Here is a 25,164-nt window from a genome sequence, read left to right as displayed (position 1 = left end):
GAGGGCAAGGACATGCCGATCGAAATTCTCATGCCCGCCCTCTCGCCGACCATGGAAGAGGGTAATGTTTCCAAGTGGTTGAAGAAAGAGGGCGACAAGGTCGCGGCGGGTGACGCCATTGCCGAGATTGAGACCGACAAGGCAACGATGGAAGTCGAAGCCGTGGACGACGGCACGCTTGCCAAGATCGTGGTTCCTGCCGGCACCGAAGGTGTCAAGGTCAACACGCTGATCGCTGTGCTGGCCGTCGATGGCGAAGACATCGACGAGGCAGGCGAAGGTATCGGCGAGGAGGCTGTTGAGGCGCAAGCAGCAGCGCCCGCTGCCGCTCCGGCCCCCGCGGCTGCTGCGGCCAAGAGCGAAGCGGCAGCACCTGTTGCCGCTGCGCCCAGGTTGGAAATTGCCGCCGATCCGGACATCCCGGCCGGCACCGAAATGGTCTCGACCACAGTGCGTGAAGCCTTGCGCGACGCAATGGCGGAGGAAATGCGCCGCGACGGCGACGTCTTCGTCATGGGCGAGGAAGTCGCCGAGTACCAGGGCGCCTACAAGATCACACAAGGCCTGTTGCAGGAATTCGGTCCGAGACGCGTGGTCGACACGCCGATCACCGAGCACGGCTTTGCCGGCGTTGGTGTTGGCGCGGCGATGGCCGGCCTGAAGCCGATCGTCGAATTCATGACCTTCAACTTCGCCATGCAGGCGATCGACCAGATCATCAATTCAGCCGCCAAGACGCTCTACATGTCCGGCGGCCAGATGGGCGCCCCGATCGTCTTTCGCGGCCCGAACGGCGCTGCTGCCCGCGTCGCCGCGCAGCATTCGCAGTGCTATGCCGCCTGGTACAGCCATATTCCTGGATTGAAGGTGGTGATGCCTTATACCGCCGCCGACGCCAAGGGTCTGCTCAAGGCGGCGATCCGCGATCCGAACCCGGTCATCTTCCTCGAAAACGAAATCCTTTACGGCCACTCCTTCGACGTGCCGAGGATGGACGATTTCGTGTTGCCGATCGGCAAGGCGCGCATTCACAAATCCGGCAAGGACGTGACCATCGTCTCGTTCGGCATCGGCATGACCTACGCGCTCAAGGCGGAGGCGGAGTTGCGTGGCATGGGCATCGATGCCGAGATCATCGACTTGCGCACCATCCGCCCGCTCGACTTCGACACGATCATCGCCTCGGTCAAAAAGACCAATCGCCTCGTGGTGGTCGAGGAAGGCTTTCCGCAGAACTCGGTCGGCGACCATATCGCCAATCAGGTCTCACAGCGCGCCTTCGATTTCCTCGATGCACCGGTCATTACAATTGCCGGCAAGGACGTGCCGATGCCCTATGCGGCGAACCTCGAAAAGCTGGCGCTGCCCAATGTCGGCGAGGTCGTCGAGTCGGTCAAAGCCGTCACGTATCGCTGAGCAGGGCGGGAGGACAAAATGCCGATCAACATCACCATGCCGGCGCTGTCGCCCACAATGGAAGAGGGCAATCTTTCCAAGTGGCTGGTCAAGGAAGGCGATAAGGTTTCGCCCGGCGACGTGATTGCCGAGATCGAGACCGACAAGGCGACGATGGAAGTCGAAGCCGTCGACGAGGGCACGGTCGCCAAGCTGGTGGTTCCGGCCGGCACAGAAGGCGTCAAGGTCAATGCGCTGATCGCGGTGCTGGCTGCCGAGGGCGAGGATGCTGCTTCTGCCGCCAAAAGCGGTGATGGCGCTGCGCCGGCCAAGGCTGAGGCTCCGAAAGCGGAAGCCCCCAAAGCTGAAACATCAAAGCCCGAAGCGTCGAAGCAGGAGCCTGCCGCACCTGCGCCTAAGGCGGAAGCGGTGCCGGTCGCCAACGGCCACGCAAGCGGTGAGCGCATCTTCGCCTCGCCGCTGGCCCGGCGCATTGCCAGGGAAGCCGGCGTCGATGTCGCGGCGCTGACAGGCTCCGGCCCGCATGGTCGCGTGGTCAAGGCCGATGTCGATGCCGCAATTTCCAGTGGCGGCGCCAAGGCGGCACCAGCAGCAAAAGCGGCGCCCGCCGGCACTCCGGCACCTGCGGCCGCAGCACCCAAGGCGATGTCGGACGAGCAGGTGCTCAAACTGTTTGCCGAAGGCTCCTACGAGCTGGTCCCCCACGACAATATGCGCAAGACCATTGCGCGGCGGCTGGTCGAAGCCAAGACCACCATCCCGCATTTCTATCTGACGCTCGACTGCGAGCTCGACGCACTTCTGGCCCTGCGCACGCAGATCAATGCGGCCGCGCCGGTGAAGAAGACCGAGAAGGGCGAAACGCCGGCCTACAAGCTGTCGGTCAACGACATGGTCATCAAGGCTCTTGCCATGGCGCTGATGGCGGTTCCGGATGCCAATGCGTCGTGGACAGAAAACGCCATGATCAAGCACAAGCACGCTGATGTCGGCGTTGCCGTATCGATCCCCGGCGGCCTGATCACCCCGATCATCCGGCGTGCTGACGAAAAGACGATGTCCGTCATCTCCAACGAGATGAAGGATCTTGCCGGCCGCGCCCGCAGCCGCAAGCTGAAGCCGGAAGAATATCAGGGCGGCACCACGGCGGTGTCCAATCTCGGCATGTTCGGCATCAAGGATTTTTCTGCCGTCATCAACCCGCCGCATGCGACGATCCTGGCGGTCGGCGCCGGCGAGCAACGCGCGGTGGTCAAGAACGGCGAGATCAAGATCGCCACGATCATGTCGGTGACGTTGTCGACCGATCACCGCGCCGTCGACGGTGCGCTCGGCGCCGAGCTGCTCGTCGCCTTCAAACGCATGGTCGAAAACCCGATGGGCATGCTGGTTTAAGAGAGGGGAACAGGGCGGTGCGGAAATTCTTCACCAGCCTTTTTGCCTTCTTTCTTTCCGGTTTGGCGGGCGGATTGGTGGCGCAGTGGCTCGCCGTCGCCACCAATGCCGACGTAGAGTACATCCTTGTGTTCATGATCTCGGCTCTCGTCACCGTCCTCGTGACGGTCGCGTTCTTCATCGCACAATTCATGTCGGACCCACGACGGGCAACAAAGCTGACCGCGACCATAGGGGTAGCGTTTTTTGTTCTCGTTGGAGTTTTCCTGATCGGCTGGACTTTCTCCCAGCCCCCAGGCAAGAGCCAGTGGTCGGGCGATCTTCCCATAGTCGCCGGTCTCGTCCTGCCAGGCATCGCTACGGTGCTGGTCCAGTGGCTTTTCGTGCGCTGGCGATTGGCGCGCTCGCAACCAGGTTTCGGCGGGGCAGGCACATGAAGACGGTCCTCTGCTACGGCGATTCGCTTACCTGGGGCTATGACGCGGCAGGCCTTGGCCGGCATCCGCTGGAAGATCGCTGGCCGAGCGTGCTGCAGGCGGCATTGGGCAGCGGCGTCGAGGTCATCGCCGAAGGCCTGAATGGCCGAACCACCGCCTTTGACGATCACTTGGCCGGAGCGGACCGCAATGGCGCAAGGCTGTTGCCAACCATCCTGACGACGCATGCGCCGATCGACTTGATCGTCATCATGCTCGGCGCCAACGATATGAAGCCGTGGATTCACGGTAATCCGGTCGCGGCCAAACAAGGCATGCAACGCCTGATCGATATCGTGCGCGGTCACGATTACCCGTTCGATTGGCCGGCGCCGCAGATCCTGATCGTCGCGCCGCCCGTAGTCAGCCGCACGGAAAACGCCGAGTTCAAGGAAATGTTCGCCGGCGGCGATGACGCGTCAAAGCGGCTGGCGCCGCAATATTCCGCCCTTGCCGACGAGGCCGGCTGCGGCTTCTTCGATGCCGGCACGGTGGCCAAAACCACGCCGCTCGACGGTGTCCACCTGGACGCGGAAAACACGCGGAACGTCGGGCAAGCGCTGGCGCCGCTCGTGCGCCTCATGTTGGAATTGTGAAGGAGAAAGCCGTGGCTGAGAACTACGACGTCATCATCATCGGCTCCGGCCCCGGCGGCTATGTCACTGCAGTGCGTTCGGCCCAGCTTGGCTTCAAGACGGCGATCGTCGAGCGCGAGCACTTGGGCGGCATCTGCCTCAACTGGGGCTGCATTCCGACCAAAGCGCTGCTGCGCTCCGCCGAGATCATGCACTATTCGGATCATCTGAAGGACTACGGCCTGAAGATCGATGGCAAGGTCGGGGTCGACACAGCCGCCGTCGTCGATCGCTCGCGAAAGGTCTCGCTGCGGCTCAACGGCGGCGTCGGCTTCCTGATGAAGAAGAACAAGGTCGACGTCATCTGGGGCGAAGCCAAGCTGACCAAACCTGGCGAGATCGTCGTGTCGAAATCGTCGAAGAAGCCGATGGAGCCGCAGCCGCCGGCGCCCAAGGGCGTCAAGGGCGAGGGCACCTATAGCGCCAAGCACATCATCCTGGCGACCGGCGCCAGGCCGCGCGCGCTGCCCGGCATCGAGCCTGACGGCAAGTTGATCTGGACCTATTTCGAGGCGATGGTGCCGAAAGAGATGCCGAAATCGCTGCTGGTGATGGGCTCGGGCGCCATCGGCATCGAGTTCGCCTCATTTTACCGCACCATGGGCGCCGAGGTGACGGTGGTCGAACTGCTGCCGGCCGTGATGCCCGTCGAGGACGCCGAAGTCTCGAAATTCGCGCAAAAGCAGTTCGAAAAGCAAGGCATGAAGATCATCCTCGAGGCCAAGGTGACCAAGGTCGAGAAGGGCGCCAATTCGGTCACGGCGCATGTCGAGATGAAGGACGGCAAGGTCGAGAAGATCACCGCCGACCGCATGATCTCGGCCGTCGGCGTACAGGGCAATATCGAGAACCTCGGCCTCGAGACGCTCGGCGTGAAGACGGACCGTGGTTGCGTCGTCGTCGACGGCTACGGCAAGACCAATGTGCCGGGCGTCTACGCCATCGGCGACGTTGCTGGACCGCCGATGCTCGCCCACAAGGCCGAGCATGAGGGCGTGGTCTGTGTGGAAAAGATCGCCAATTTCCCCGGCGTGCATGCCATTGACAAGCTGAAGATCCCGGGCTGCACCTATTGCAATCCGCAAGTCGCCTCGGTCGGACTGACGGAAGCCAAAGCGAAAGCCGACGGAAAGGACATCCGCGTCGGCCGCTTTCAGTTCGCGGCAAACGGCAAGGCGATTGCGCTCGGCGAGGACCAAGGCTTCGTCAAGACCATTTTCGACAAGAAGACCGGCCAGTTGCTGGGTGCCCACATGGTGGGCGCAGAAGTAACCGAACTGATCCAGGGCTTCGTCGTGGCGATGAATCTGGAGACCACCGAGGAAGAGCTGATGCACACGATCTTCCCGCACCCGACGCTGTCGGAGATGATGAAGGAGAGTGTACTCGACGCCTATGGTCGCGCACTGAATGCATGATAAATTAGTTGGGGCGAGTCTCACACGGAAGACACAACGGAACTCGACGGCAGAGCAATTCGTTTCGCAGGCATCATCCATCATACAAGGAGAGGGCATATGGAAATGAACGGCGTGGGCTGGGTTGCAGCCATCATCATCGGCGGCCTGGCGGGATGGCTCGCCGAGATGGTCATGAAGAGCAATACCGGCATCCTCATGAACATTGTTCTCGGCATTGTCGGCGCAATCGTGTTGAACGCCATCTTGCAGGCCCTGAACATCGGCATCTTCGGCGTCGGCTGGATAGCCTATCTGATCACCGGCTTCATCGGTGCCTGCATTCTGATTGCGGTCGGACGACTGGTGCGCCGCTAACCTCTGTCGGCACTTGCTATGCGAAAAAGGCCACCGCGGCATGCGTGATCGCGGCCTTTTTCTTTTCGCCGAAAAGTCCTAGATGACGTGGGAAGAGCGAGCGCTGGACAAGCGCTTGCCAATGAGCCGGGTTTCACATGGTCACCGTCCTCGACACGATTGCCAATGCGCCGCGCCTGCGGCATCCCGAAAAGGCGCACAAGCCGGATCAGGACGTACTGCGCAAGCCTGACTGGATCCGCGTCAAGGCGCCGATGTCGAAAGGCTATGCCGAGACGCGCGAAATCGTGAAGTCTCACAAACTGGTGACGGTTTGCGAAGAGGCGGGCTGCCCCAATATCGGCGAGTGCTGGGAGAAGAAGCACGCCACCTTCATGATCATGGGCGAGATCTGCACGCGGGCCTGCGCCTTTTGCAATGTCGCCACCGGCATCCCGACCGCACTCGATCCCGACGAGCCGGCGCGTGTCGCGCATGCGGTCAAGCAAATGGGCTTGAGCCATGTCGTCATCACCTCCGTCGATCGCGACGATCTCGCCGATGGCGGGGCCCAGCATTTTGCCGATGTCATCCGTGCGATCAGGGCAGCAACCCCGTCGACGACGATCGAAATCCTGACGCCCGATTTCCTGCGCAAGGACGGTGCGCTGGAGATCGTCGTGGCGGCCAAGCCGGATGTTTTCAACCATAATCTCGAGACCGTGCCGTCTAACTATCTGACGGTTCGGCCGGGCGCGCGCTATTTCCACTCCATCAGGCTCTTGCAGCGGGTCAAGGAACTCGACCCCTCGATCTTCACCAAGTCCGGCATCATGGTCGGTCTTGGCGAGGAGCGGAACGAAATCCTGCAGCTGATGGACGATTTGCGTTCGGCCAATGTCGACTTCATGACCATCGGCCAATATCTGCAGCCGTCGAAGAAGCACCATCCGGTGATCCGCTTCGTCACGCCGGAGGAATTCAAGTCCTTTGAGACGATCGGCAGGACCAAGGGCTTCCTGCTGGTAGCGTCGAGCCCGCTGACGCGCTCGTCGCACCATGCCGGGGACGACTTTGCCAGGTTGCGCGCGGCGCGCGAAGCGTTTCTCAGGAAGTCCGCCTAACACACTGGTTTCATGCCACAATTCGAAGCCCATCGCCGCGTCGCGCATACGCCGGAACAGATGTTCGCTCTGGTTGCCGATATCGAATCCTATCCGCAATTCCTGCCGCTTTGCGAGGCACTTACGGTTCGTTCGCGCAAGGAACGCAACGGACGCACCCTGCTCATCGCGGACATGAGCATCGGCTACAAGGCGATCCGCGAGACTTTCACCACGCAGGTGCTGCTGAAGCCCGACGAGAACGCCATCGACGTCAAATATATCGACGGCCCGTTCAAATATCTCAGCAATGTCTGGCGCTTCGACCCGGCGGACGGCGGCGGTTGCAACGTCTGTTTCTTTATCGATTATGAGTTCAAGAGCCGCATTCTGGGTGCGCTCATGGGAACCATGTTCGACCGCGCCTTCCGCATGTTCTCCGAGGCGTTCGAGAAACGTGCCGAAATCATCTACGGCGCGCCATCGGCAGCCTGATCCGCGGCGAGCGCGCGCAGACCCAGTTCAAGCGCATGTCGGACCGTCTCCCGGCGAATGAAATCACGGCCCTTGTCGGCGAACAGCTGGCATTCGCTGACCACCGGCCGGCCAGCCACGGCAACGCCGAACCAGACCAGGCCGACAGGTTTCTCCGCCGAGCCGCCGCCCGGACCGGCGATGCCAGTCACCGCCAGCGCGAGACCGGCCGGCGAATGCGCCAAGGCCCCGGCCGCCATCTCCACCGCAGTCTCGCGCGAGACCGCGCCGTGCGCTTCGAGCGTAGCGGCCGAGACGCCGAGCATCTCGGTCTTGGCCTGGTTGGAATAGGTGATGAAGCCGCGATCGACCACCGCGGAAGAGCCGGCGATGTCGGTCAGCGCGGCGATGATCATGCCGCCGGTGCAGCTCTCCGCCGTCGCCAGCATGATGCCGCGCTGCTGGCAGGCCTGAAGCAGGGCATCTGCGAGATCGCTATTGCTCACTCGGGGACATCCCCTGGAAATACAACGCTGGCGGTCGCGATGGCCGCTATGCCTTCCTCACGGCCGACGAAGCCGAGCTTCTCATTGGTTGTCGCCTTGATCGAGATGCGGTCGCGCGAAATTCGCAGCATTGCAGAAAGCGTTTCGGTCATGGCCTCGCGATGCGGGCCAACGCGCGGCGCCTCGCAGATCAGGGTGATGTCGGCGTTGGCGATGCGCCCGCCGCCCTCGCGCACCAGCTTCACCGCGTGTTCGACGAAGATGCGTGAAGCGGCCCCTTTCCACTGCGGGTCGGAGGGCGGGAAATGCGTGCCGATGTCACCGGCGCCGCAGGTGGCCAGCAGGGCGTCGGTCAAGGCATGGAGACCGACATCGGCATCCGAATGGCCGGATAACTTCCTGTCGTGTGGAATGGCGACGCCGCACAGGGTGACATGGTCGCCGGGCTCGAACGCATGCACGTCATAGCCATTGCCGGTTCGGATGTCGGGAAAACGTGGGGCGCTGGAAAGCCGCTGGTCCGCCATTGCAATATCCCGTGCCCAGGTCAGTTTGACATTGTCCGGCGAGCCGGGAACGATCTTCACCGGAATATGCGCCCATTCGGCGATTGCCGCATCGTCGGTAAAATCCGCCTTGCCCAGATGATGAGCCTTTTCGTGCGCGGCCAGGATCGGCCAGAACGGAAAGCCTTGTGGTGTTTGTGCGGCATGGAGCCCGGCCCTGGACACTGTTTCGCCGATCATGCCTTCGGCCGTTTCGCGCTTCAGCGTATCGGCAACGGGCAAAGCAGGCAGCGCTCCCTGGCGCTCTTCAATGGCGGCGATCGTACGGTCTATCAGTTCCGCATCGACAAACGGCCGAGCCGCATCATGGATCAGGACCCGGCCCGGCGCATGGCTTCTCAACGCCAGCAGTCCAAGCCGGACGGACTCCTGGCGTGACGTACCGCCGATCACCGCGACGACACGGTCGGCGTTCGCGCCGGCGGCGCGGCGGAAAAGCGCGTCGTCTTCGGCATGTATAGCAACGACGACAGCTCCAATTTTCGGATGCGTCAGAAAGGCGTCGAGCGTGCGTGCGATAACGGCGCCGCCGCCAATCTGCTGGTACTGCTTCGGCCCCTTGGCCTGTCCGGCGCGCGCGCCGCGGCCGGCGGCAACGATGACCACCGCGACCTTGTCGTCCGCAGCTTGCTTTTCGTTGACATCTCTCATGCCGAGACGCTTAGCGCATGATCCCGAAAAGTGGTATCGCTTTCGGAAGACCCAGGATTGATGCGGTGCGGCGATCCGTATTTTCCCAAATGCGCCTTAATATCACGACATTGCGCGTTGCACATTGCCATCATTCTGGCTAGAGAATGTGCAGCAACCGAAGGTGCTTGGTTTTTGTGCATGCCTGATGTGACCAAATTGGCTTCGCCGCTGGATGTGGGTGGCGTGAGAATCCACAACCGCGTGTTTCTCGCGCCGATGTCGGGCATCACCGACGAACCGTTTCGGCAGCGCGCCCATGCGCATGGCGCCGGGCTGGTTGTTTCGGAAATGGTGGCGAGCGGGGAGCTTGCAAAGGGCAGGGCTGGCTCGGGCCTGCGCATCCGTCATTCCGGGCTGCCTGTCCACATGGTCCAGCTTGCCGGCCGTGAGGCGGTGCACATGGCCGAGGGCGCGCGAATCGCAGCCGGCGAAGGCGCCGACATCATCGACATCAATATGGGCTGTCCGGCCAAGAAGGTGACGGGCGGCTATGCCGGTTCGGCACTGATGCGAGACCTCGACCACGCGCTGTCGCTGATCGAAGCGGTAGTCGGCGCGGTCGACGTGCCGGTCACGGTCAAGATGCGGCTCGGCTGGGACGAAGGCGCGCTCAACGCGCCGATGCTGGCGCGACGCGCTGAGCAGGCCGGGGTGATGATGGTGACGGTGCACGGCCGCACGCGTTGCCAGTTCTATCAGGGCACGGCCGACTGGCGTGCCATTGCACGCGTCAAGCAGGCCGTCTCGATCCCTGTGGTTGCCAATGGCGATGTCGGCTCGCCGGCGGAGGCTGCGTCGATCCTCGACCAGTCCGGCGCCGACGCGGTGATGATCGGCCGCGCGCACTATGGCGCGCCTTGGACGGCCGGCAGCATTGTAGCGGCCGCGCTGGCCGAGCCGGTAGCCGGCATGCCGGCCAGCCCGCAAGCGCTGGGCGACTACGTCATTGGCCATTACGAAGACATGCTGACGCTCTATGGCGTGGAAAGCGGATTGCGCCAGGCGCGCAAGCATCTCGGCTGGTATCTCGACCGCCACGCCGCGACAAGCGACGACCGGCGCAAGGCCATACTCACGTCCTTCGAGCCTGGGCGTGTCGTTGCCTTGCTGCGCGACGTATTTTCAAGCGCTCCCGAGGCGGCAAACCTGCGGAGTGCGGCATGAACGCCACCGTCACACAGAGCACGGATATGGCGGACGCCGCGCATATTGTGCTCAACACCATTCGCCGGCCGGTGATCATGGTCGATCCGCAAGGCTTCATCACCTTCGCCAATGCCGATGCCGAGGATTTTTTCCGTTCGAGCGCCACGATGCTCGCGCGCAATACGCTGCACAAGCTCATTCCTTTCGGCAGTCCGCTGCTGACGCTTGTCGACCAGGTGCGCGAGCGCCGGGCGCCAGTCAACGAATACCGGGTGGACGTGTCGTCGCCGCGGCTCGGCATCGAGAAGGTGGTCGATCTCTACGTCGCGCCTGTGACGGAATTTCCAGGCTCCGTCGTGGTAATGTTCCAGGAACGCTCAATGGCCGACAAGATCGACCGGCAGATGACGCATCGCGGTGCGGCGCGCTCGGTCACCGGCCTTGCCGCGATGCTTGCCCATGAGATCAAGAACCCGCTGTCGGGCATTCGTGGTGCCGCGCAGCTGCTTGAACTGTCGGCGTCCGACGAGGATCGCGCACTGACCAGGCTGATCACCGACGAGACCGACCGCATTGTCTCGCTGGTCGACCGCATGGAGGTGTTTTCGGACGAGCGGCCGATCGACCGCTACCCCGTCAACATCCATGTCGTGCTCGACCATGTCAAGGCAATCGCCAAGAACGGTTTTGCCAAGCGGATCAAGATATTGGAGGATTATGATCCATCATTGCCTCCGGTTTTTGCCAATCGCGACCAGCTCATCCAGGTGTTTCTCAATCTGGTAAAAAATGCCGCCGAGGCGATCGGCAGTGATCCGCAGGGCGAGATCATGCTGTCGACCGCCTTCCGCCCGGGCATCCGTGTTTCCGTACCCGGGACTCAGGACCGCGTGTCGCTGCCATTGGAATTCTGCGTGCGCGACAACGGTTCGGGTGTCTCCGAGGATATCCTGCCGATCCTGTTCGATCCCTTCATCACCACCAAGCCGAACGGCTCCGGTCTCGGTCTGGCGCTGGTCGCAAAGATCGTCGGCGAGCATGGCGGCATTATTGAATGCGAATCGACGCCGCGCGGGACCACCTTCCGTATCCTGATGCCGGCGTGGAAAGAAACTCAGTTTGGCACCGACGACGACGGTGAAGGAGACCGCAAATGACCGTTCGCGGCAATATTCTCGTCGCTGACGACGATGCGGCCATCCGCACAGTCCTCAACCAGGCGCTTTCGCGCGTCGGCCACGACGTGCGTGTCACCTCCAATGCTTCGACGCTGTGGCGCTGGGTTGCGGCGGGCGAGGGCGATCTGGTTATCACCGACGTTGTCATGCCTGACGAGAACGCCTTCGACATGCTGCCGCGCATCAAGAAGGCGCGACCGGAACTGCCGGTCATCGTCATGAGTGCGCAGAACACGTTCATGACTGCGATCCGGGCCTCCGAAACCGGAGCCTATGAATATCTGCCGAAACCGTTCGACCTGACGGAGCTGCTCAACATCGTCAACCGCGCGCTTTCCGAGCCGCGGCGGCCCAAGATCGATACGCGTGCCGACGAGCCGCCTGAAACGATGCCGCTGGTCGGCCGCTCGGCGGCCATGCAGGACATCTACCGCATGCTGGCGCGCATGATGCAGACCGACCTGACGGTGATGATCTCAGGCGAATCGGGTACCGGCAAGGAACTGGTGGCGCGCGCGCTGCATGAATATGGCCGTCGTCGTGGTGGCCCCTTCGTCGCCATCAACATGGCGGCGATCCCACGCGACCTGATCGAATCGGAACTATTCGGGCACGAGAAGGGCGCCTTTACCGGTGCACAGAACCGCTCCACTGGCCGTTTCGAGCAGGCCGAAGGCGGCACGCTCTTCCTCGACGAGATCGGCGACATGCCGATGGAAGCGCAGACGCGGCTGCTGCGTGTGCTGCAGCAGGGCGAATACACCACGGTCGGCGGCCGCACGCCGATCAAGACCGACGTGCGCATCGTCGCCGCTACCAACAAAGACCTACGCACGCTGATCAATCAGGGGCTTTTCCGCGAGGACCTGTTCTACCGCTTGAACGTTGTGCCGCTCAGGCTGCCGGCGCTGCGCGAGCGATCGGAGGACATTCCGGACCTCGTCCGGCACTTCTTCAAGCTCGGCGCCAGCGAAGGCCTGCAGACCAAGCGCATTTCCACCGGCGGCATCGAGCTGATGAAGCGCTACCCATGGCCCGGTAATGTGCGCGAACTCGAAAACCTCATCCGCAGGCTGGCCGCACTGTATTCGCAGGACGAGATTTCCGCCGAGATCATCGAGGCGGAGTTGAAGACCGGCGAAAGGCCTGTCGTTCCAGGTGGCGGCAACCTCATTCCCGACGACCTTTCCATCGGCCAGGCGGTGGAGCATTTCCTGCAACGCTATTTTGCCTCGTTTGCCGGCGACTTGCCCCCGGCCGGGCTCTATCAGCGAATCCTCTCCGAGGTCGAATACCCGCTGGTCCTCGCCTCGATGACCGCAACGCGCGGTAACCAGATCAAGGCCGCCGAATTGCTGGGGCTCAACCGCAACACGCTGCGCAAAAAGATTCGCGAACTCGGCGTCAACGTCTACAAATCGTCCAGGCAGGTCTAGACGAATCCCTTTACGAGCGCTTTCCAGGGGATCGATTGCCGAAAGATTTCCGTCTCGGCCACACTTGTTGCATAATCGCCACAATGCGTTGCATACATCCGACGCAATTACTGGCTCTAGACGGCGACATGGCCCTGCACGCACCGACACTGAGCAAATCGCTTTTCAGCAATACGGGCGCGCGAGACGGTCGCCGGCTGCTCGCGCTGCCGGGCGTGATCGCCGTTGCCGGTGCGCTGGTGACGGCGGCGATCTCCTTCGCCATTCTGGTCGGCGCGACGCCGATCACGCCCGACGCGAGGACGACGCTGGCGCTGATTGCGCTTAATGCGGCGTTCGTCCTGTTTCTGATCTTGCTGGTCGGCCGCGAGGTGCATCGCATTCTGATGGCACGACGGCATGGCAAGGCTGCGTCGCGCCTGCATGTGCGCATAGTGGCGATGTTTGCGCTAGTCGCCGCCATCCCCGCGATCATGGTGGCGATCATCGCGTCGATCACGCTCGACATCGGCCTCGACCGCTGGTTCGAGATCCGCACCAAGACGATCGTCAATTCGTCGTTGTCTATCGCTGACGCCTATGTGCAGGAAAACGCGCGAAATCTTCAGGGCACGACGTTGTCGATGGCTTACGACCTCGACGCTTCGCGCACGCTTTATGGCCTCGATCGTACCGGTTTTCTCGACCTCATGAACAAGGAGGCGGTGGGACGCTCGCTGGCGCACGCAGCACTCATCAAGCCCGATGGTTCCTTCGTTATGAGCGCCAAGACCGACGCGGACTTTGCCATGCCGGAGCCGCCTAAGGGCGCCGTGGCAAGCGCTGCCGACGGCAAGCCGGTGCTGATAGAACCGCGCACCCGCAACATCATGGGTGCCATCGTCAAGCTGCGCGAGATCGACGGCCTCTATCTCTACACCATCCGCCTCGTCGATCCCGAGGTGATCAAGGCGCGGCAGATCGTCAAATCCAACACCGCCGAATATCGCGGTCTCGAAGACAATCGCCGCACCTCGCAAGTGGCTTTCGCGCTTCCCTATCTGTCGCTGACGCTGATCATCATCCTGTCCGCCATCTGGACCGGCATTGCGGTGGCCGACCGCCTGGTGCGGCCGATTCGTCAGCTCATCGGCGCGGCCGATGAGGTCGCTACCGGCAATCTCGACGTAGCCGTGCCTGTCCGCCCCTCCGACGGTGACGTCGCCTCGCTCGGCGACACCTTCAACAAGATGCTGATGGAGCTGAAATCGCAGCGCAACGAGATCCTGTCGGCCAAGGATTTGATCGACGAGCGGCGGCGCTTTTCGGAGGCGGTGCTTGCCGGCGTCACCGCCGGGGTCATCGGCGTCGATCCATATGGGATCGTCACCATCGTCAACCGTTCGGCCGAAACGATGCTGGCCATATCCGCCACGGCAGCGCTTGGGCAGAACCTTTCCGCCGTGCTGCCGCATGTCGGCCGCGTCTTCGAGATCGGCCGCAAATCGGGCAAGCCGGTCTATCGCGAACAGGTCACCTTCTATCGTGCCGGCACCGAACGGACCTTCAACGTGCAGATCACGATTGAAGCCGGCGACGACGGTTCGGAGGATAAATCCTACGTCGTGACAGTCGACGACATTACCGATCTGGTCCAGGCACAGCGTTCCTCCGCATGGGCCGACGTGGCGCGGCGCATTGCCCACGAGATCAAGAACCCGCTGACGCCGATCCAGCTTTCGGCCGAGCGCATCAAGCGCCGTTACGGCAAGGTCATCACCGAGGACCGTGAGGTTTTCGATCAATGCACCGACACCATCATCCGGCAAGTGGAGGACATCGGCCGCATGGTCGACGAGTTCTCGGCGTTCGCCCGCATGCCGAAACCGGAAATGAAGGCCATCGATCTGCGCGATTCGTTGCGCGAAGCCTCGTTCCTGGTCGAAGTGAGCCGCGCCGACATCACCTTCGAGCGCGTCTTCGGCAATGAGCCGCTCAAAGGCACGTTCGACAGCCGGCTGATGGCGCAGGCGTTCGGCAACGTCATCAAGAATGCTGCCGAAGCCATCGACGGACTTGATGCAGAGGATCGTCCGCACGGCATAATCCGGATTCAAGCCGGGCGTCAGAATGGCGCGATTCGAATCGACGTCATCGACAACGGCAGGGGCTTGCCGCGCGAAAACCGGCAGCGCTTGCTCGAGCCTTACATGACGACACGCGAGAAAGGCACCGGGCTTGGCCTCGCTATCGTCAAGAAGATCGTGGAGGACCATGGCGGGCGACTCGAATTGCACGATGCACCAGCGGACTTCCACGATGGGCGGGGTGCAATGATCAGCATCATCCTGCCGGTTGCCGCCACCGTTCCGGTACGCGGCGAGGGCAAGACGGAACACGAAAAAGAAACTGAAAAGGTCGGTAATGGCGTCTGATATTCTCATCGTCGATGACGAGGAAGACATCCGCGAACTCGTCGCCGGTATCCTGAGCGACGAAGGTCACGAAACACGCACGGCGTTTGACGCCGACAGCGCGCTTGCGGCGGTTGCCGACCGGGCACCCAGGCTGGTCTTCCTCGACATCTGGCTGCAGGGCTCGCGGCTCGATGGCCTGGCCTTGCTGGACGAGATCAAGACGATGCACCCGAACCTGCCGGTGGTGATGATCTCGGGCCACGGCAATATCGAAACGGCAGTCTCGGCCATCCGCCGCGGCGCCTATGATTTCATCGAAAAGCCATTCAAGGCCGACAGGCTGATCCTCATTGCCGAACGGGCGCTCGAAACCTCCAAATTGAGACGCGAGGTTTCGGATCTCAAGCTGCGCAGCGGCGAGACTTTCGACCTCATCGGCATGTCGTCGGCAATGAGCCAATTGCGCCAGACCATCGAGCGCGTCGCGCCGACCAACAGCCGCGTCATGATCATTGGCCCCTCCGGCTCGGGCAAAGAACTGGCGGCGCGCGCCATCCACGCACTGTCGGCGCGCAAGAGTGCACCGTTTGTGACGCTGAGCGCCGCCAACATCACGCCTGAGCGTATGGAGATCGAGTTGTTCGGCACCGAATCGAACGGCGTCGAACGCAAGGTCGGCGCGCTGGAGGAAGCCCATCGCGGCATTCTCTACATCGATGAAGTGGCCGACATGCCGCGCGAGACGCAAAACAAGATCCTGCGCGTGCTGGTCGAACAGCAGTTCGAGCGGGTAGGGGGCACCAAGCGGGTCAAGGTCGACGTGCGCATCGTCTCGTCGACCTCGCAGAACCTGGAAGCCATGATCGCCGACGGCCGTTTCCGTGAGGACCTTTATCATCGCCTGGCCGTGGTTCCGGTCATGGTGCCGGGACTGGCCGAGCGTCGCGAGGACATTCCTTATCTGGTCGACAATTTCATGAAGCAGATCGCTCGCCAGGCCGGCATCAAGCCGCGCCGCATCGGCGACGACGCGCTGGCGGTGCTGCAGGCGCATAACTGGCCGGGCAACGTTCGCCAGTTGCGCAACAATGTCGAGCGGCTGATGATCCTGGCGCGCGGCGACGATGTCGATGCGCCGATCACCGCCGATCTCCTGCCTGCCGAGATCGGCGACGTCATGCCGCGCACTCCAAACAAATCCGATCAGCACATAATGGCGCTGCCGCTGCGGGAAGCGCGCGAACAATTCGAGAAGGACTATCTGATCGCCCAGATCAACCGTTTTGGCGGCAATATCTCGAAGACGGCAGAGTTTATCGGCATGGAACGCTCTGCATTGCACCGCAAGCTGAAGTCGCTGGGCGTCTGACAGCCAAACCAGTCGTGGCCCACCCAATTATCGGTTACGGCGGTCTTGGAATCGCATAAGAAAGCTGGACTTCTTTCAGGGATTAGCCATGCCGCGCATTGCGTATGTGAACGGGCGCTACGTCGCTCACGCCGAAGCTTCCGTGCATATCGAGGACCGTGGCTATCAATTCGCCGACGGCGTCTACGAGGTCTGCGAGGTGGCACGAGGCTTCATCGTCGACATGCCGCGCCATCTCGCCCGATTGAACCGCTCACTTGCCGAACTCTCGATCGATTGGCCGATCACGCGCGGCGTGCTGCCGCTCGTCATGCGCGAGGTGGTGCGCCGCAACCATGTCGTCGACGGCCTGGTCTATGTCCAGGTGACACGCGGCGTCGCCAGCCGCGAGTTTTTCTTCCCGCCGGCGGACACGAAGCCGTCGCTGGTGGTGACTGCCAAAAAAGCCGATCCTGCAGCTGCCGCGAAGCGGGCCGAGAGCGGGATCCGGGTTATCACGGTGCCGGAGAACCGGTGGGATCGGGTCGATATCAAGTCGGTCGGCCTACTGCCGAACGTGCTGGCCAAGCAGAAAGCCAAGGAAGCCGGCGCTCAGGAGGCCTGGTTCGTCGATGTCGACGGCACCGTCAAGGAAGGTGGATCGTCGAACGCCTGGATCATCACCGGGGATGGCGTGCTGGTGACGCGGCCGGCCGAGCACGGCATCCTGCGCGGCATCACCCGTACGACGCTGTTCGACGTGGCCGCCAAGCTCGGCCTGAAGATCGAGGAGCGCGGTTTTTCGGTGGCCGAAGCCAAGGCCGCGCGCGAGGTTTTCATCAGCTCCGCGACCACGATTGCCATGCCGGTGGTGGCGATCGATGGCGCTCCCGTCGCCAACGGCCACCCGGGCTCGCTAACAGTTTCATTACGGCAGGCCTTTTTTGACGTTGCGGAAAAAAGTCCAGCCTGATAACCGCACAGATGGAATGAACATCAATATATCTCGTTCTGCTTGTCGTTACTGACGGCAACATGGTGTTTGCGTGCTTGACATGTGCCGGCTAATTTGGCGCATTGGCCTGCAAACCGAAGGGGATCGGCGAAAGACAAGAACAATGGCGGAACGATCGCAAAATCTTCAGGACCTGTTCCTGAATTCAGTTCGCAAGAGCAAAAATCCACTCACCATCTTTCTCATCAACGGCGTGAAGCTGACCGGCGTGGTCACTTCGTTCGACAATTTCTGCGTTCTGCTGCGTCGCGACGGCCATTCCCAGCTTGTCTACAAGCACGCTATTTCCACGATCATGCCGAGCCAGCCGGTTCAGATGTTCGATGGTGAGGAAAGCCAGGGCGCCTGATTGGCACGTGAGAAAGACGCGGACCGCAGCGTTCGCGGAAAACCAGCACATCAGACCGGGACAGAGGCCAACGGCCCGACCCGGGCGGTGGTTATCGTGCCGGTGCTTACCCGGCAACCTCGTGGCGACGACGACACCAACCGCCCCCGCCTGAGCCGTTCCGCCGAGGCCCGTCGCGACGAGGCCGTCGGCCTCGCCAGCGCAATCGACCTCGACCTGGTCCACACGGCGGTGGTGACCGTCAACGATCCACGCCCGGCGACCTTGCTCGGCAGCGGCAAGGTGGCGGAGTTCGCTGAGATCGTTAAAGAGGGCCACGCGGAAGTGGTCATTGTCGATCATCCGCTGACCCCGGTACAGCAGCGCAACCTCGAAAAAGAGTTGAACGCCAAGGTGCTCGACCGCACCGGGCTGATCCTGGAGATTTTCGGCGAGCGCGCCCGCACCAAGGAAGGCACGCTGCAGGTCGATCTTGCCCATCTCAACTACCAGAAAGGCCGCCTTGTGCGGAGCTGGACCCACCTCGAGCGCCAGCGTGGCGGCGCCGGCTTTCTCGGCGGCCCTGGCGAGACCCAGATCGAGTCGGATCGGCGTGTGCTGCAGGACAAGATCACCAAGCTGAAGCACGAGCTCGAAACTGTGCGCCGCACCCGCGACCTGCATCGCGCCAAGCGCAAGAAGGTGCCATTTCCGGTGGTGGCGATCGTCGGCTACACCAATGCCGGCAAGTCGACTCTGTTCAACCGGATGACCGGAGCAGGGGTGCTGGCCGAAGACATGCTGTTTGCCACGCTCGACCCGACGCTGCGCCGCGTGCGCCTGACGCACGGCACGCCGATCATCCTTTCCGATACGGTCGGCTTCATTTCCGACCTGCCAACGCATCTGGTCGCGGCCTTCAGGGCGACGCTGGAGGAAGTGGTCGAGGCAGACCTCGTCATTCATCTGCGCGACATCTCCGATCCCGATACGGCCGCGCAGGCCGAAGATGTCGAGCGCATCCTTGCCGATCTCGGCGTCGATGCCCGCGATAGCAAGCGCGTCATCGAAGTATGGAACAAGATCGACCGGCTCGACGAGGGCAACCGGGCGCGGCTGCTTGCCGATGGTGCTGACGGCAAGAAGGCACCGCCGATCGCCATATCGGCGGTAACCGGCGAGGGCATCGATGCGCTGAAGACGATCATCGAGACGATGATGTCGGGCGAACTGGAGACGTTCACCGTCACACTCAAGCCCGACCAACTCGGCGTCGTCGACTGGCTTTACCGCAACGGCGACATCGTCTCGCGCGACGACAATGAGGATGGCAGCGTGACCGTCGCGCTCAAGGCTACACACAGCGCTCGGCAGGAGATCGAAAGCCGATTGCGCCGTCAAAACAACGGGTAGAGGCGTTTACTTCGCGCTTTTTGCCTGCTGCCAGAGCGCTTCCATCTCGTCCAGCGTCGCCTCTTCGAGGCTGTTTCCCGACGCTTGCAGCGTCCGCTCGACATAGTGGAAGCGCGATCGGAATTTTTCGTTGGTGCCACTGAGTGCCGCTTCGGAATCGATTTTGAGGTGCCGGCCGAGATTGACGACCGCAAACAGCATGTCGCCGAACTCATCCTTGATCGGCGCGCTGTCGTCTTTGGCCAGCGCTTCTCGCAATTCGCCGATCTCCTCCTCTATCTTTTCGAGGATCGGTGCCGCCTCGCTCCAGTCGAAGCCGACGCGGGCGGCCTTTTCCTGCAGTTTGAGCGCTCGGGTCAGTGCGGGCAGGGCGACCGGCACGCTGTCGAGAAAGCCCTTGCCATGGTCTTCCGGGTCGAGCCCACGGGTGAGGCGAGCACTGCGCTTCTCCGCCTTTTCCTCTGCCTTGATCTTTTCCCACATGCCCTTGGCCATGCCGGCGCTGCGAGCCTTGTCGTCGCCGAAGACATGGGGGTGGCGGCGGATCATTTTTGTGGTGATGGCCAGGACCACATCGCCGAATGAAAATTCGCCGGCCTCCTCGGCCATTTGCGCGTGGTAGACCACTTGCAGCAGGAGATCGCCGAGTTCATCCCGCAGATCGTCCAGATCGCCGCGCGCAATGGCGTCCGCCACTTCGTAGGCTTCCTCGATCGTGTACGGCGCGATTGTCGAAAAGTCCTGCTCGATATCCCACGGGCAGCCGGTTTCCGGCGCCCGCAGCGCGGCCATGATCTCGATCAGCCGGGAAATGTCTTTCGAGGGTTTCATCAGGCGAACGCTATCCTGTACCCGGCCGCGCGGCCAACGGCTTCAGCCGGCGAGGGCGTCTTGTCCACAGATGGGCGGCCAGACCATGATCCGAAAGTGGAAGTCGGTTTCCGGAAAGATCCTAACTAGCAAAAAGTATCAGTCGAGCACGGAGACTATCGCCTTGGCGAGCGCATCCATGCCGTCCTCGGGCAGGCCGGCAACGTTGATGCGGCTGTCGCCGACCATATAGATGGCATGCTCGGCGCGCAGCCGCTCGACTTGCGCTTCCGACAGGCCAAGCCGGGAAAACATGCCGCGATGGCTGGCGACGAAATCGAAACGGTCGGAGTTGGACTGCCGCCGCAGCGCCTCGGCGAACTGAACGCGCAGCCGCAGCATGCGCAGCCGCATCTCTTCAAGCTCTGCCTCCCAGTCGGAACGCAATGCGGGGTCTTCAAGCACGATGCGCACCGCCGCCGCGCCGTGGTCCGGCGGCATCGAATACATGGCGCGCGCCGCCGACAGCATCTGGCCCATCGCCAAATCCGCCTGCGCGCCGTCTTTCGCCATGATCAGCGCTGCACCGACTCGGTCGCGATAGACGGCAAAGTTCTTCGAGCAGCTCGAGGCAACGACCATTTCCGGAACTTTTGCCGCCAGAAGGCGCAAGCCGGCGGCATCCGCATCAAGTCCCTCGCCAAAGCCCTGATAGGCGATGTCGACAAAGGGCAGCAGGCCGCGCTCAACGACAAGATCGGCAATGGCAGCCCATTGCGAGATGTCTAGATTGGCGCCTGTCGGGTTATGGCAACAGCCATGCAACAATACGACGTCGCCGGGATTCGCGGTTCTCAATGCATTCAGCATGTCGTCGAAGCGAACCGCACCAGAAGCAGCGTCGAAATAGGGATATTCGCGTGTCTGCAGGCCAGCGGCGCGCATCACCGGCATGTGGTTCGGCCATGTCGGATCCGACAGCCAGACCATCGCGTCGGTGCGGGTCTTTTTCAGCAGCTCTGCAACCAGCCGCAGCGCGCCGGAGCCGCCTGGCGCCTGCGCCGCACGAATGCGCGTCAGGTCGGCGGCTGGGCCGAACACCAACCTGGCCATCGCCGCGTTGAAGGCGGTATCGCCGGCAAGGCCGAGATAGGTCTTGGTATCCTGGCCCTGCAGCAGCCGCTTTTCGGCTTCGCGCACCGCGCGCATCACCGGTGTCTTGCCGTCGCGATCCCTATAAACGCCGACCCCAAGATCGACCTTGTCGGGACGCGGGTCGGCGCGATAGAGACCGATCAAGGCCAGGATCTTGTCGGCAGGCGCGGGCTGGAGATTTTCGAACATCGATAAGGTTCCGTTGGCGGCGGAGTGATACGCAAACCGGCCGTACTTTGCCAGCAGTTTCATATGCGCCAACTCGGCGCCGGTTTGCCTCGAGGGCGGCCGATACTATCTGGCGGGCGAGAGCGGGCCCGATATCTCCCAGGACGAGAACGCGGCGAGCCGTAAGAAAATTTCGGGGAGAGCGGGATTAACATCCCGACCTGCTCCGTAAACAGGACATGAAACGGCCGATGCCACGCTTCGATATTCTGGGACAGCTCGGTTCGCTGCGCCGCTATGCACGCTCGCTGACGCGCGACAGCGCCGATGCAGAGGATCTGGTGCATGATGCGCTGGTGCGTGCCTATGAGCGACGCGGCAGCTTCCGCTCCGGCGGAAATCTTCGCGTATGGCTGCTGTCGATCGTCCATAATGCATTCATCGACGGTCTGCGGTCCCGCAAATCCGAAGCAATGCGCATCGAACAGGCCGGCTATCTCGCCGAGGCGAATGTCCAGGCTCCGCAGGAACATTCGGTCCGTCTGGCGCAGGTGCGCGAAGCGTTTTTCGAATTGCCGGAGGAGCAGCGTTCGGCGTTGCATCTCGTCGCCATCGAGGGGCTTAGCTACAGCCAGGCCGCTGAGGTGAGTGGCGTGCCGCTTGGCACGCTGATGTCGCGCATCGGCAGGGCGCGTGCGGCCCTGCGCGAGATGGAGGACGCGGTGCCGGCACGCGCGAAAGGCCATCTGAAGATCGTCGGAGGTGGATCATGAACCAACTGCGCGATCCCGTAACCGGCGCCGATCTCGACGCCTATGTCGACGATCAGCTGGACGTGGCTCGTCGCATCGAGGTCGAGGCGTTCCTTTCGGCCCGCCCGGACGCGGCCGCGCGGGTGATGTCCGACTTACGGATGCGTGACGAATTGCGCGTGGCGCTTGCCGGATCGAAAGGCATGGCGCGGCCCGCGACGGCCGATGCTGCACGGCGGCTGGAGCGGGGATTGGCGCGCGGCCGCGTCCTTGGTGCTTTGCAGCGAGTTGCGGCAGTCGCTGTCTTCGTCGCTGCCGGCTGGCTTGCGAACGGGCTCATCGGACCGATATCGGTGACGGAAGTCGTCGCTTCGACCCATCCGCCGGCCTATGTGGAGGACGCGGTCCGGGCGCACCGCACGACGCTCGTGCGCGAGGCGATGTCGTCGCAACCCGAAGCACCCGGCTACAATGCCGACGAAATCCGCGCCGCGACGGCGATCGTGATGCCATCGCTGCCAGCGGACTGGACGGTCCGTGACGTGCAGATCTATCCATCGCAATTCGGACCGAGCGTCGAGATGGCTGTCGAGACGAAAGAGATGGGGCTGGTCTCGTTGTTCGCGATCAGGCCCGGAACATTCGACGTCGTCAAGCCAACCGTCGTTCCCTCGGGCGAAGTTTCCTCGGCTTATTTCCAGATCGGCGAGGTCGCCTACGCGGTCGTCGGACGCAGCGATGTCGGCGGTCTCGATCGCACGGCCGAAGCGCTCGCCAAAACGCTTTATTGATCGACCTGCAAGAAGGAGAACCACATGAACAATCTCGGATATATCGGGGCCGGAGCCCGAGCCGGAGCCGTCTACGATGAAGGCCTGCGCCGGCACATGCTGCGCGTCTATAACTATATGGGCCTTGGCCTCGTCGTTACGGGCGTGATCGCGTTCGTGGTGGCTTCCACGCCCGCCCTTTACGTGCCGATCTTCTCCACACCGCTGAAATGGGTGGTGATGCTGGCCCCGCTGGCCTTTGTGCTCTTGTTCTCGTTTCGGATGCAGGCGATGTCGGCAGCCGGCGCCCAGGCGATGTTCTGGGCATTCTGCGCGGTCATGGGCCTGTCGCTGGCTTCCGTGTTCCTGGTCTTTACCGGCACCAGCATCGCACGCACCTTCTTCATCGCCGCCACCATGTTCGGCGCGACCAGCCTTTACGGGTACACGACCAAACGCGACCTGACGCAGTTTTCGTCGTTCCTGATCATGGGCCTGATCGGCGTGGTGATCGCCAGCATCGTCAATATCTTCCTGGGCTCGACCGCGCTCCAATTCGCGATCTCTGTGATCGGCATCGCCGTCTTCATCGGCCTCACCGCCTGGGATACCCAGACGATCAAGGAGCAGTATGCGGAAAACTTCGGCGCGGAATCACAGCAGAAACTCGCTGTCTTCGGTGCATTCTCGCTCTATCTGAACTTCATCAACATCTTCCAACTGCTGTTGAACTTCACCGGCGAGCGCGAATAGCCGGCGTTGAACCAAGACCGGAGTTGGACATCATGGACAGAAACGATCAGCAAGCGATCGGACAGCTCTTCGAGAAGTTGGCAAGCGCCGAGCGCCAGGCGCCGCCGCGCGATGCCGAAGCAGAGCGCTTCATCCAGGACCAGATCACTCAGCAGCCTGGGGCGCCATATTACATGGCCCAGACGATCGTGGTGCAGGAGCAGGCCCTGAACGCAGCTCAGGCGCGCATAGAAGAACTGGAGGAGCAGGCGCGGCAGCCGGCCGGCGGTGGACCGCTCAGCGGCTTCTTCGGCCGCAGCGGCGGCAGGCGCTCAGGCTCGGTTCCGCGGGTAGGGCGCACCGCCTCCGTTGCAACTGAAGGGCCGCAGGAAACGCCACAGCGGGCAGGCGGCGGTTTTCTTGCCGGCGCTGCGCAGACCGCGATGGGCGTGGCCGGCGGCGTGCTGCTCGGCAACGCGATCGCAGGCATGTTTGGCGGCAGCGAAGCGAAGGCAGCTGAACAGCCGACGCCGCAGCCGGACGAAGCCGATCAGGCAGGCGATGCCAGCTCCGACAATGGCGGTGACTTCGGTGATATGGAGTTCTGACGAGCGACCCAGACTGTGCCTGTGCCGGCGTTGGGGACGATTGCGGGTCAGCATAGGCGAGATGGCGAGGGCAACATCCGGGAAGCGAGCCCTCGCCGGCGGCTAATAACCCAGGCGCTTCAGTTCAGCCTTGACCGCTGCGATCGTCTTGAAGCGGAAGTGCTTCGTTGTGCCGTCGCGCCAATGGCAGTCGCATGTGGCGTCGAACTTCCGGCTCGCTTTCAATTGAGTCAGCGCCTTCTGGCCTGGCTTAGGGCCATCGAAGATGCGAACTTCGTAGAGCGTCCCTTCGACATCGTAGTGCATCTGAGCCCAGGAAAGTATCACGATCAGTTCCTTTGCCGGGTCGTGGTCGGCGTTGGCGAGGCCGAGCGCTATGTCCGGTGTGTCGCCCTCTTGTTCACCGATCGTGACCTGGATTGCGCGATATCTGTTGTCAGCTAGCCGTTGCAGCGCGACGAGCGGGCGTTCCGGATAGTCCTCAGCGGTCTGGCAATCGACGAAGAGTGTCTGGAGGCCGTTCCAGCTCACGGCTGTGGTGTGCGGATCAGCATTGTCGGCGAACCCAACAACACGTTTGGCGAAAGCCAGGTCGTTCTCGCCTGGCGCACGATCAAAGTCCTGCGCTCGCGCGCCAGTGAGCGCGCAGGCGAGGGTGAGGGCAAGACTTGCAAGCAGCGGGAGTGTGTTCATGATTCCCAACCCTAGCATGCCCGTTGCCCCACAGCGCTGTTGCGAATGTCTAAGAGTGACCGGCCTGATCTCGCCGCCAACGGATGCTATAGGCGTGTTGCAACCAAGTTCGAATGTCGCGATGTCAGCAAAGTAGAAATGTCGCATAACGGTGCCGCCGGCTGCGACGTGAGCGCCCGACCGGGCGTCAGCTGGTCG

At 62.4% G+C, this 25,164-nt stretch carries 25 protein-coding genes; 20 read left to right on the top strand and 5 right to left on the bottom strand.

The window, feature by feature from the left end:
* Window positions 1–12 precede the first annotated feature (12 nt).
* The 8 genes from NKJ91_RS23795 (at window position 13) to NKJ91_RS23760 (ending at window position 7,274) form a co-directional block, all read left to right on the top strand.
* Window positions 13–1,416, top strand: a complete 1,404-nt coding sequence (locus NKJ91_RS23795) for a pyruvate dehydrogenase complex E1 component subunit beta (protein WP_352457499.1) — start codon at window positions 13–15, stop codon at window positions 1,414–1,416.
* Window positions 1,417–1,434: 18 nt separating this feature from the next.
* Window positions 1,435–2,811: a pyruvate dehydrogenase complex dihydrolipoamide acetyltransferase gene (locus NKJ91_RS23790; protein WP_352457498.1), complete on the top strand. Its 1,377-nt coding sequence runs from the start codon at window positions 1,435–1,437 to the stop codon at window positions 2,809–2,811.
* A gap of 17 nt (window positions 2,812–2,828) precedes the next feature.
* Window positions 2,829–3,248 (top strand): hypothetical protein, encoded by a 420-nt coding sequence (locus tag NKJ91_RS23785; RefSeq protein WP_352457497.1) that lies wholly within the window; start codon window positions 2,829–2,831, stop codon window positions 3,246–3,248.
* Complete coding sequence (locus NKJ91_RS23780; RefSeq protein ID WP_352457496.1) at window positions 3,245–3,883, top strand: SGNH/GDSL hydrolase family protein; 639 nt, start codon at window positions 3,245–3,247, stop codon at window positions 3,881–3,883. Before NKJ91_RS23785 ends, NKJ91_RS23780 begins: the two co-directional genes overlap by 4 nt.
* An 11-nt stretch (window positions 3,884–3,894) precedes the next feature.
* Window positions 3,895–5,340 carry a dihydrolipoyl dehydrogenase gene (gene lpdA, locus NKJ91_RS23775; RefSeq protein ID WP_352457495.1) on the top strand — a complete coding sequence of 482 codons (1,446 nt, stop codon included), beginning with the start codon at window positions 3,895–3,897 and terminating at the stop codon, window positions 5,338–5,340.
* Between the two features lie 99 nt (window positions 5,341–5,439).
* Window positions 5,440–5,697 carry a GlsB/YeaQ/YmgE family stress response membrane protein gene (locus NKJ91_RS23770; protein ID WP_023675081.1) on the top strand — a complete coding sequence of 86 codons (258 nt, stop codon included), beginning with the start codon at window positions 5,440–5,442 and terminating at the stop codon, window positions 5,695–5,697.
* Window positions 5,698–5,834: 137 nt separating this feature from the next.
* The gene (gene lipA / locus NKJ91_RS23765; RefSeq protein ID WP_352457494.1) at window positions 5,835–6,800 is read left to right on the top strand and encodes a lipoyl synthase; all 966 of its coding nucleotides are present in this window, start codon (window positions 5,835–5,837) and stop codon (window positions 6,798–6,800) included.
* A gap of 12 nt (window positions 6,801–6,812) precedes the next feature.
* Complete coding sequence (locus tag NKJ91_RS23760; protein WP_352457493.1) at window positions 6,813–7,274, top strand: type II toxin-antitoxin system RatA family toxin; 462 nt, start codon at window positions 6,813–6,815, stop codon at window positions 7,272–7,274.
* Here the strand turns inward: NKJ91_RS23760 and NKJ91_RS23755 are convergent.
* Both NKJ91_RS23755 and NKJ91_RS23750 read right to left on the bottom strand, forming a co-directional pair.
* The gene (locus NKJ91_RS23755) at window positions 7,250–7,759 is read right to left on the bottom strand and encodes a CinA family protein (RefSeq protein ID WP_352457492.1); all 510 of its coding nucleotides are present in this window, start codon (window positions 7,757–7,759) and stop codon (window positions 7,250–7,252) included. The genes NKJ91_RS23760 and NKJ91_RS23755 overlap by 25 nt on opposite strands.
* On the bottom strand, window positions 7,756–8,976 hold the full coding sequence (locus NKJ91_RS23750) for a bifunctional 2-C-methyl-D-erythritol 4-phosphate cytidylyltransferase/2-C-methyl-D-erythritol 2,4-cyclodiphosphate synthase (RefSeq protein ID WP_352457491.1): 1,221 nt from the start codon (window positions 8,974–8,976) through the stop codon (window positions 7,756–7,758). Before NKJ91_RS23750 ends, NKJ91_RS23755 begins: the two co-directional genes overlap by 4 nt.
* A gap of 180 nt (window positions 8,977–9,156) precedes the next feature.
* Between NKJ91_RS23750 and dusB the strand changes: the two genes are divergently transcribed.
* The 8 genes from dusB to hflX all read left to right on the top strand — a co-directional run bounded on the left by dusB (window position 9,157) and on the right by hflX (window position 19,278).
* Complete coding sequence (dusB, locus tag NKJ91_RS23745) at window positions 9,157–10,182, top strand: tRNA dihydrouridine synthase DusB (protein ID WP_352457490.1); 1,026 nt, start codon at window positions 9,157–9,159, stop codon at window positions 10,180–10,182.
* Window positions 10,179–11,321 carry a two-component system sensor histidine kinase NtrB gene (locus NKJ91_RS23740; RefSeq protein WP_023675075.1) on the top strand — a complete coding sequence of 381 codons (1,143 nt, stop codon included), beginning with the start codon at window positions 10,179–10,181 and terminating at the stop codon, window positions 11,319–11,321. The genes dusB and NKJ91_RS23740 overlap by 4 nt, the downstream gene beginning before the upstream one ends.
* Window positions 11,318–12,778, top strand: coding sequence for a nitrogen regulation protein NR(I) (gene ntrC, locus NKJ91_RS23735; RefSeq protein ID WP_023675074.1), 1,461 nt, complete (start codon window positions 11,318–11,320; stop codon window positions 12,776–12,778). The genes NKJ91_RS23740 and ntrC overlap by 4 nt, the downstream gene beginning before the upstream one ends.
* A 128-nt stretch (window positions 12,779–12,906) precedes the next feature.
* The gene (locus NKJ91_RS23730) at window positions 12,907–15,192 is read left to right on the top strand and encodes a sensor histidine kinase NtrY-like (protein ID WP_352457489.1); all 2,286 of its coding nucleotides are present in this window, start codon (window positions 12,907–12,909) and stop codon (window positions 15,190–15,192) included.
* Complete coding sequence (ntrX, locus tag NKJ91_RS23725) at window positions 15,182–16,543, top strand: nitrogen assimilation response regulator NtrX (protein WP_023675072.1); 1,362 nt, start codon at window positions 15,182–15,184, stop codon at window positions 16,541–16,543. Before NKJ91_RS23730 ends, ntrX begins: the two co-directional genes overlap by 11 nt.
* 88 nt (window positions 16,544–16,631) lie before the next feature.
* Entirely contained in the window at window positions 16,632–17,495 is an 864-nt protein-coding gene (locus NKJ91_RS23720; protein WP_352457488.1) for a D-amino-acid transaminase, read from the top strand.
* 145 nt (window positions 17,496–17,640) lie between these two features.
* A complete protein-coding gene (gene hfq, locus NKJ91_RS23715) occupies window positions 17,641–17,886 on the top strand; it encodes an RNA chaperone Hfq (protein WP_006202172.1) in 246 nt (81 codons plus the stop codon).
* Window positions 17,887–19,278, top strand: a complete 1,392-nt coding sequence (gene hflX, locus NKJ91_RS23710; protein WP_352457487.1) for a GTPase HflX — start codon at window positions 17,887–17,889, stop codon at window positions 19,276–19,278.
* A gap of 6 nt (window positions 19,279–19,284) precedes the next feature.
* On the opposite strand, the gene mazG is transcribed toward hflX, so the two are convergent.
* Entirely contained in the window at window positions 19,285–20,109 is an 825-nt protein-coding gene (gene mazG, locus NKJ91_RS23705) for a nucleoside triphosphate pyrophosphohydrolase (protein WP_352457486.1), read from the bottom strand.
* Between the two features lie 138 nt (window positions 20,110–20,247).
* A complete protein-coding gene (locus NKJ91_RS23700; RefSeq protein ID WP_352457485.1) occupies window positions 20,248–21,432 on the bottom strand; it encodes an amino acid aminotransferase in 1,185 nt (394 codons plus the stop codon).
* A gap of 218 nt (window positions 21,433–21,650) precedes the next feature.
* On the opposite strand from NKJ91_RS23700, the gene NKJ91_RS23695 reads away from it, so the two are divergent.
* The 4 genes from NKJ91_RS23695 to NKJ91_RS23680 are packed head-to-tail and all read left to right on the top strand — an operon-like array spanning window position 21,651 to window position 24,273.
* Window positions 21,651–22,184, top strand: coding sequence for a sigma-70 family RNA polymerase sigma factor (locus NKJ91_RS23695; RefSeq protein ID WP_502896622.1), 534 nt, complete (start codon window positions 21,651–21,653; stop codon window positions 22,182–22,184).
* The gene (locus NKJ91_RS23690; protein ID WP_023675066.1) at window positions 22,181–22,954 is read left to right on the top strand and encodes an anti-sigma factor family protein; all 774 of its coding nucleotides are present in this window, start codon (window positions 22,181–22,183) and stop codon (window positions 22,952–22,954) included. The genes NKJ91_RS23695 and NKJ91_RS23690 overlap by 4 nt, the downstream gene beginning before the upstream one ends.
* Before the next feature lie 24 nt (window positions 22,955–22,978).
* On the top strand, window positions 22,979–23,686 hold the full coding sequence (locus NKJ91_RS23685) for a Bax inhibitor-1/YccA family protein (protein WP_352448927.1): 708 nt from the start codon (window positions 22,979–22,981) through the stop codon (window positions 23,684–23,686).
* Between the two features lie 32 nt (window positions 23,687–23,718).
* Window positions 23,719–24,273 (top strand): DUF2076 domain-containing protein, encoded by a 555-nt coding sequence (locus NKJ91_RS23680; protein ID WP_352457483.1) that lies wholly within the window; start codon window positions 23,719–23,721, stop codon window positions 24,271–24,273.
* Window positions 24,274–24,375: 102 nt separating this feature from the next.
* Here the strand turns inward: NKJ91_RS23680 and NKJ91_RS23675 are convergent.
* Window positions 24,376–25,164, bottom strand: a 789-nt coding sequence (locus tag NKJ91_RS23675; protein ID WP_352457482.1) for a hypothetical protein, incomplete at its 5' end; no start/stop codon positions are given.

This window comes from Mesorhizobium sp. M0040 (assembly GCF_040323505.1).
Lineage (GTDB): Bacteria > Pseudomonadota > Alphaproteobacteria > Rhizobiales > Rhizobiaceae > Mesorhizobium.
Note: the sequence above shows the minus strand (reverse complement) of the source record. Positions and strands in the feature narration are given on the sequence as shown.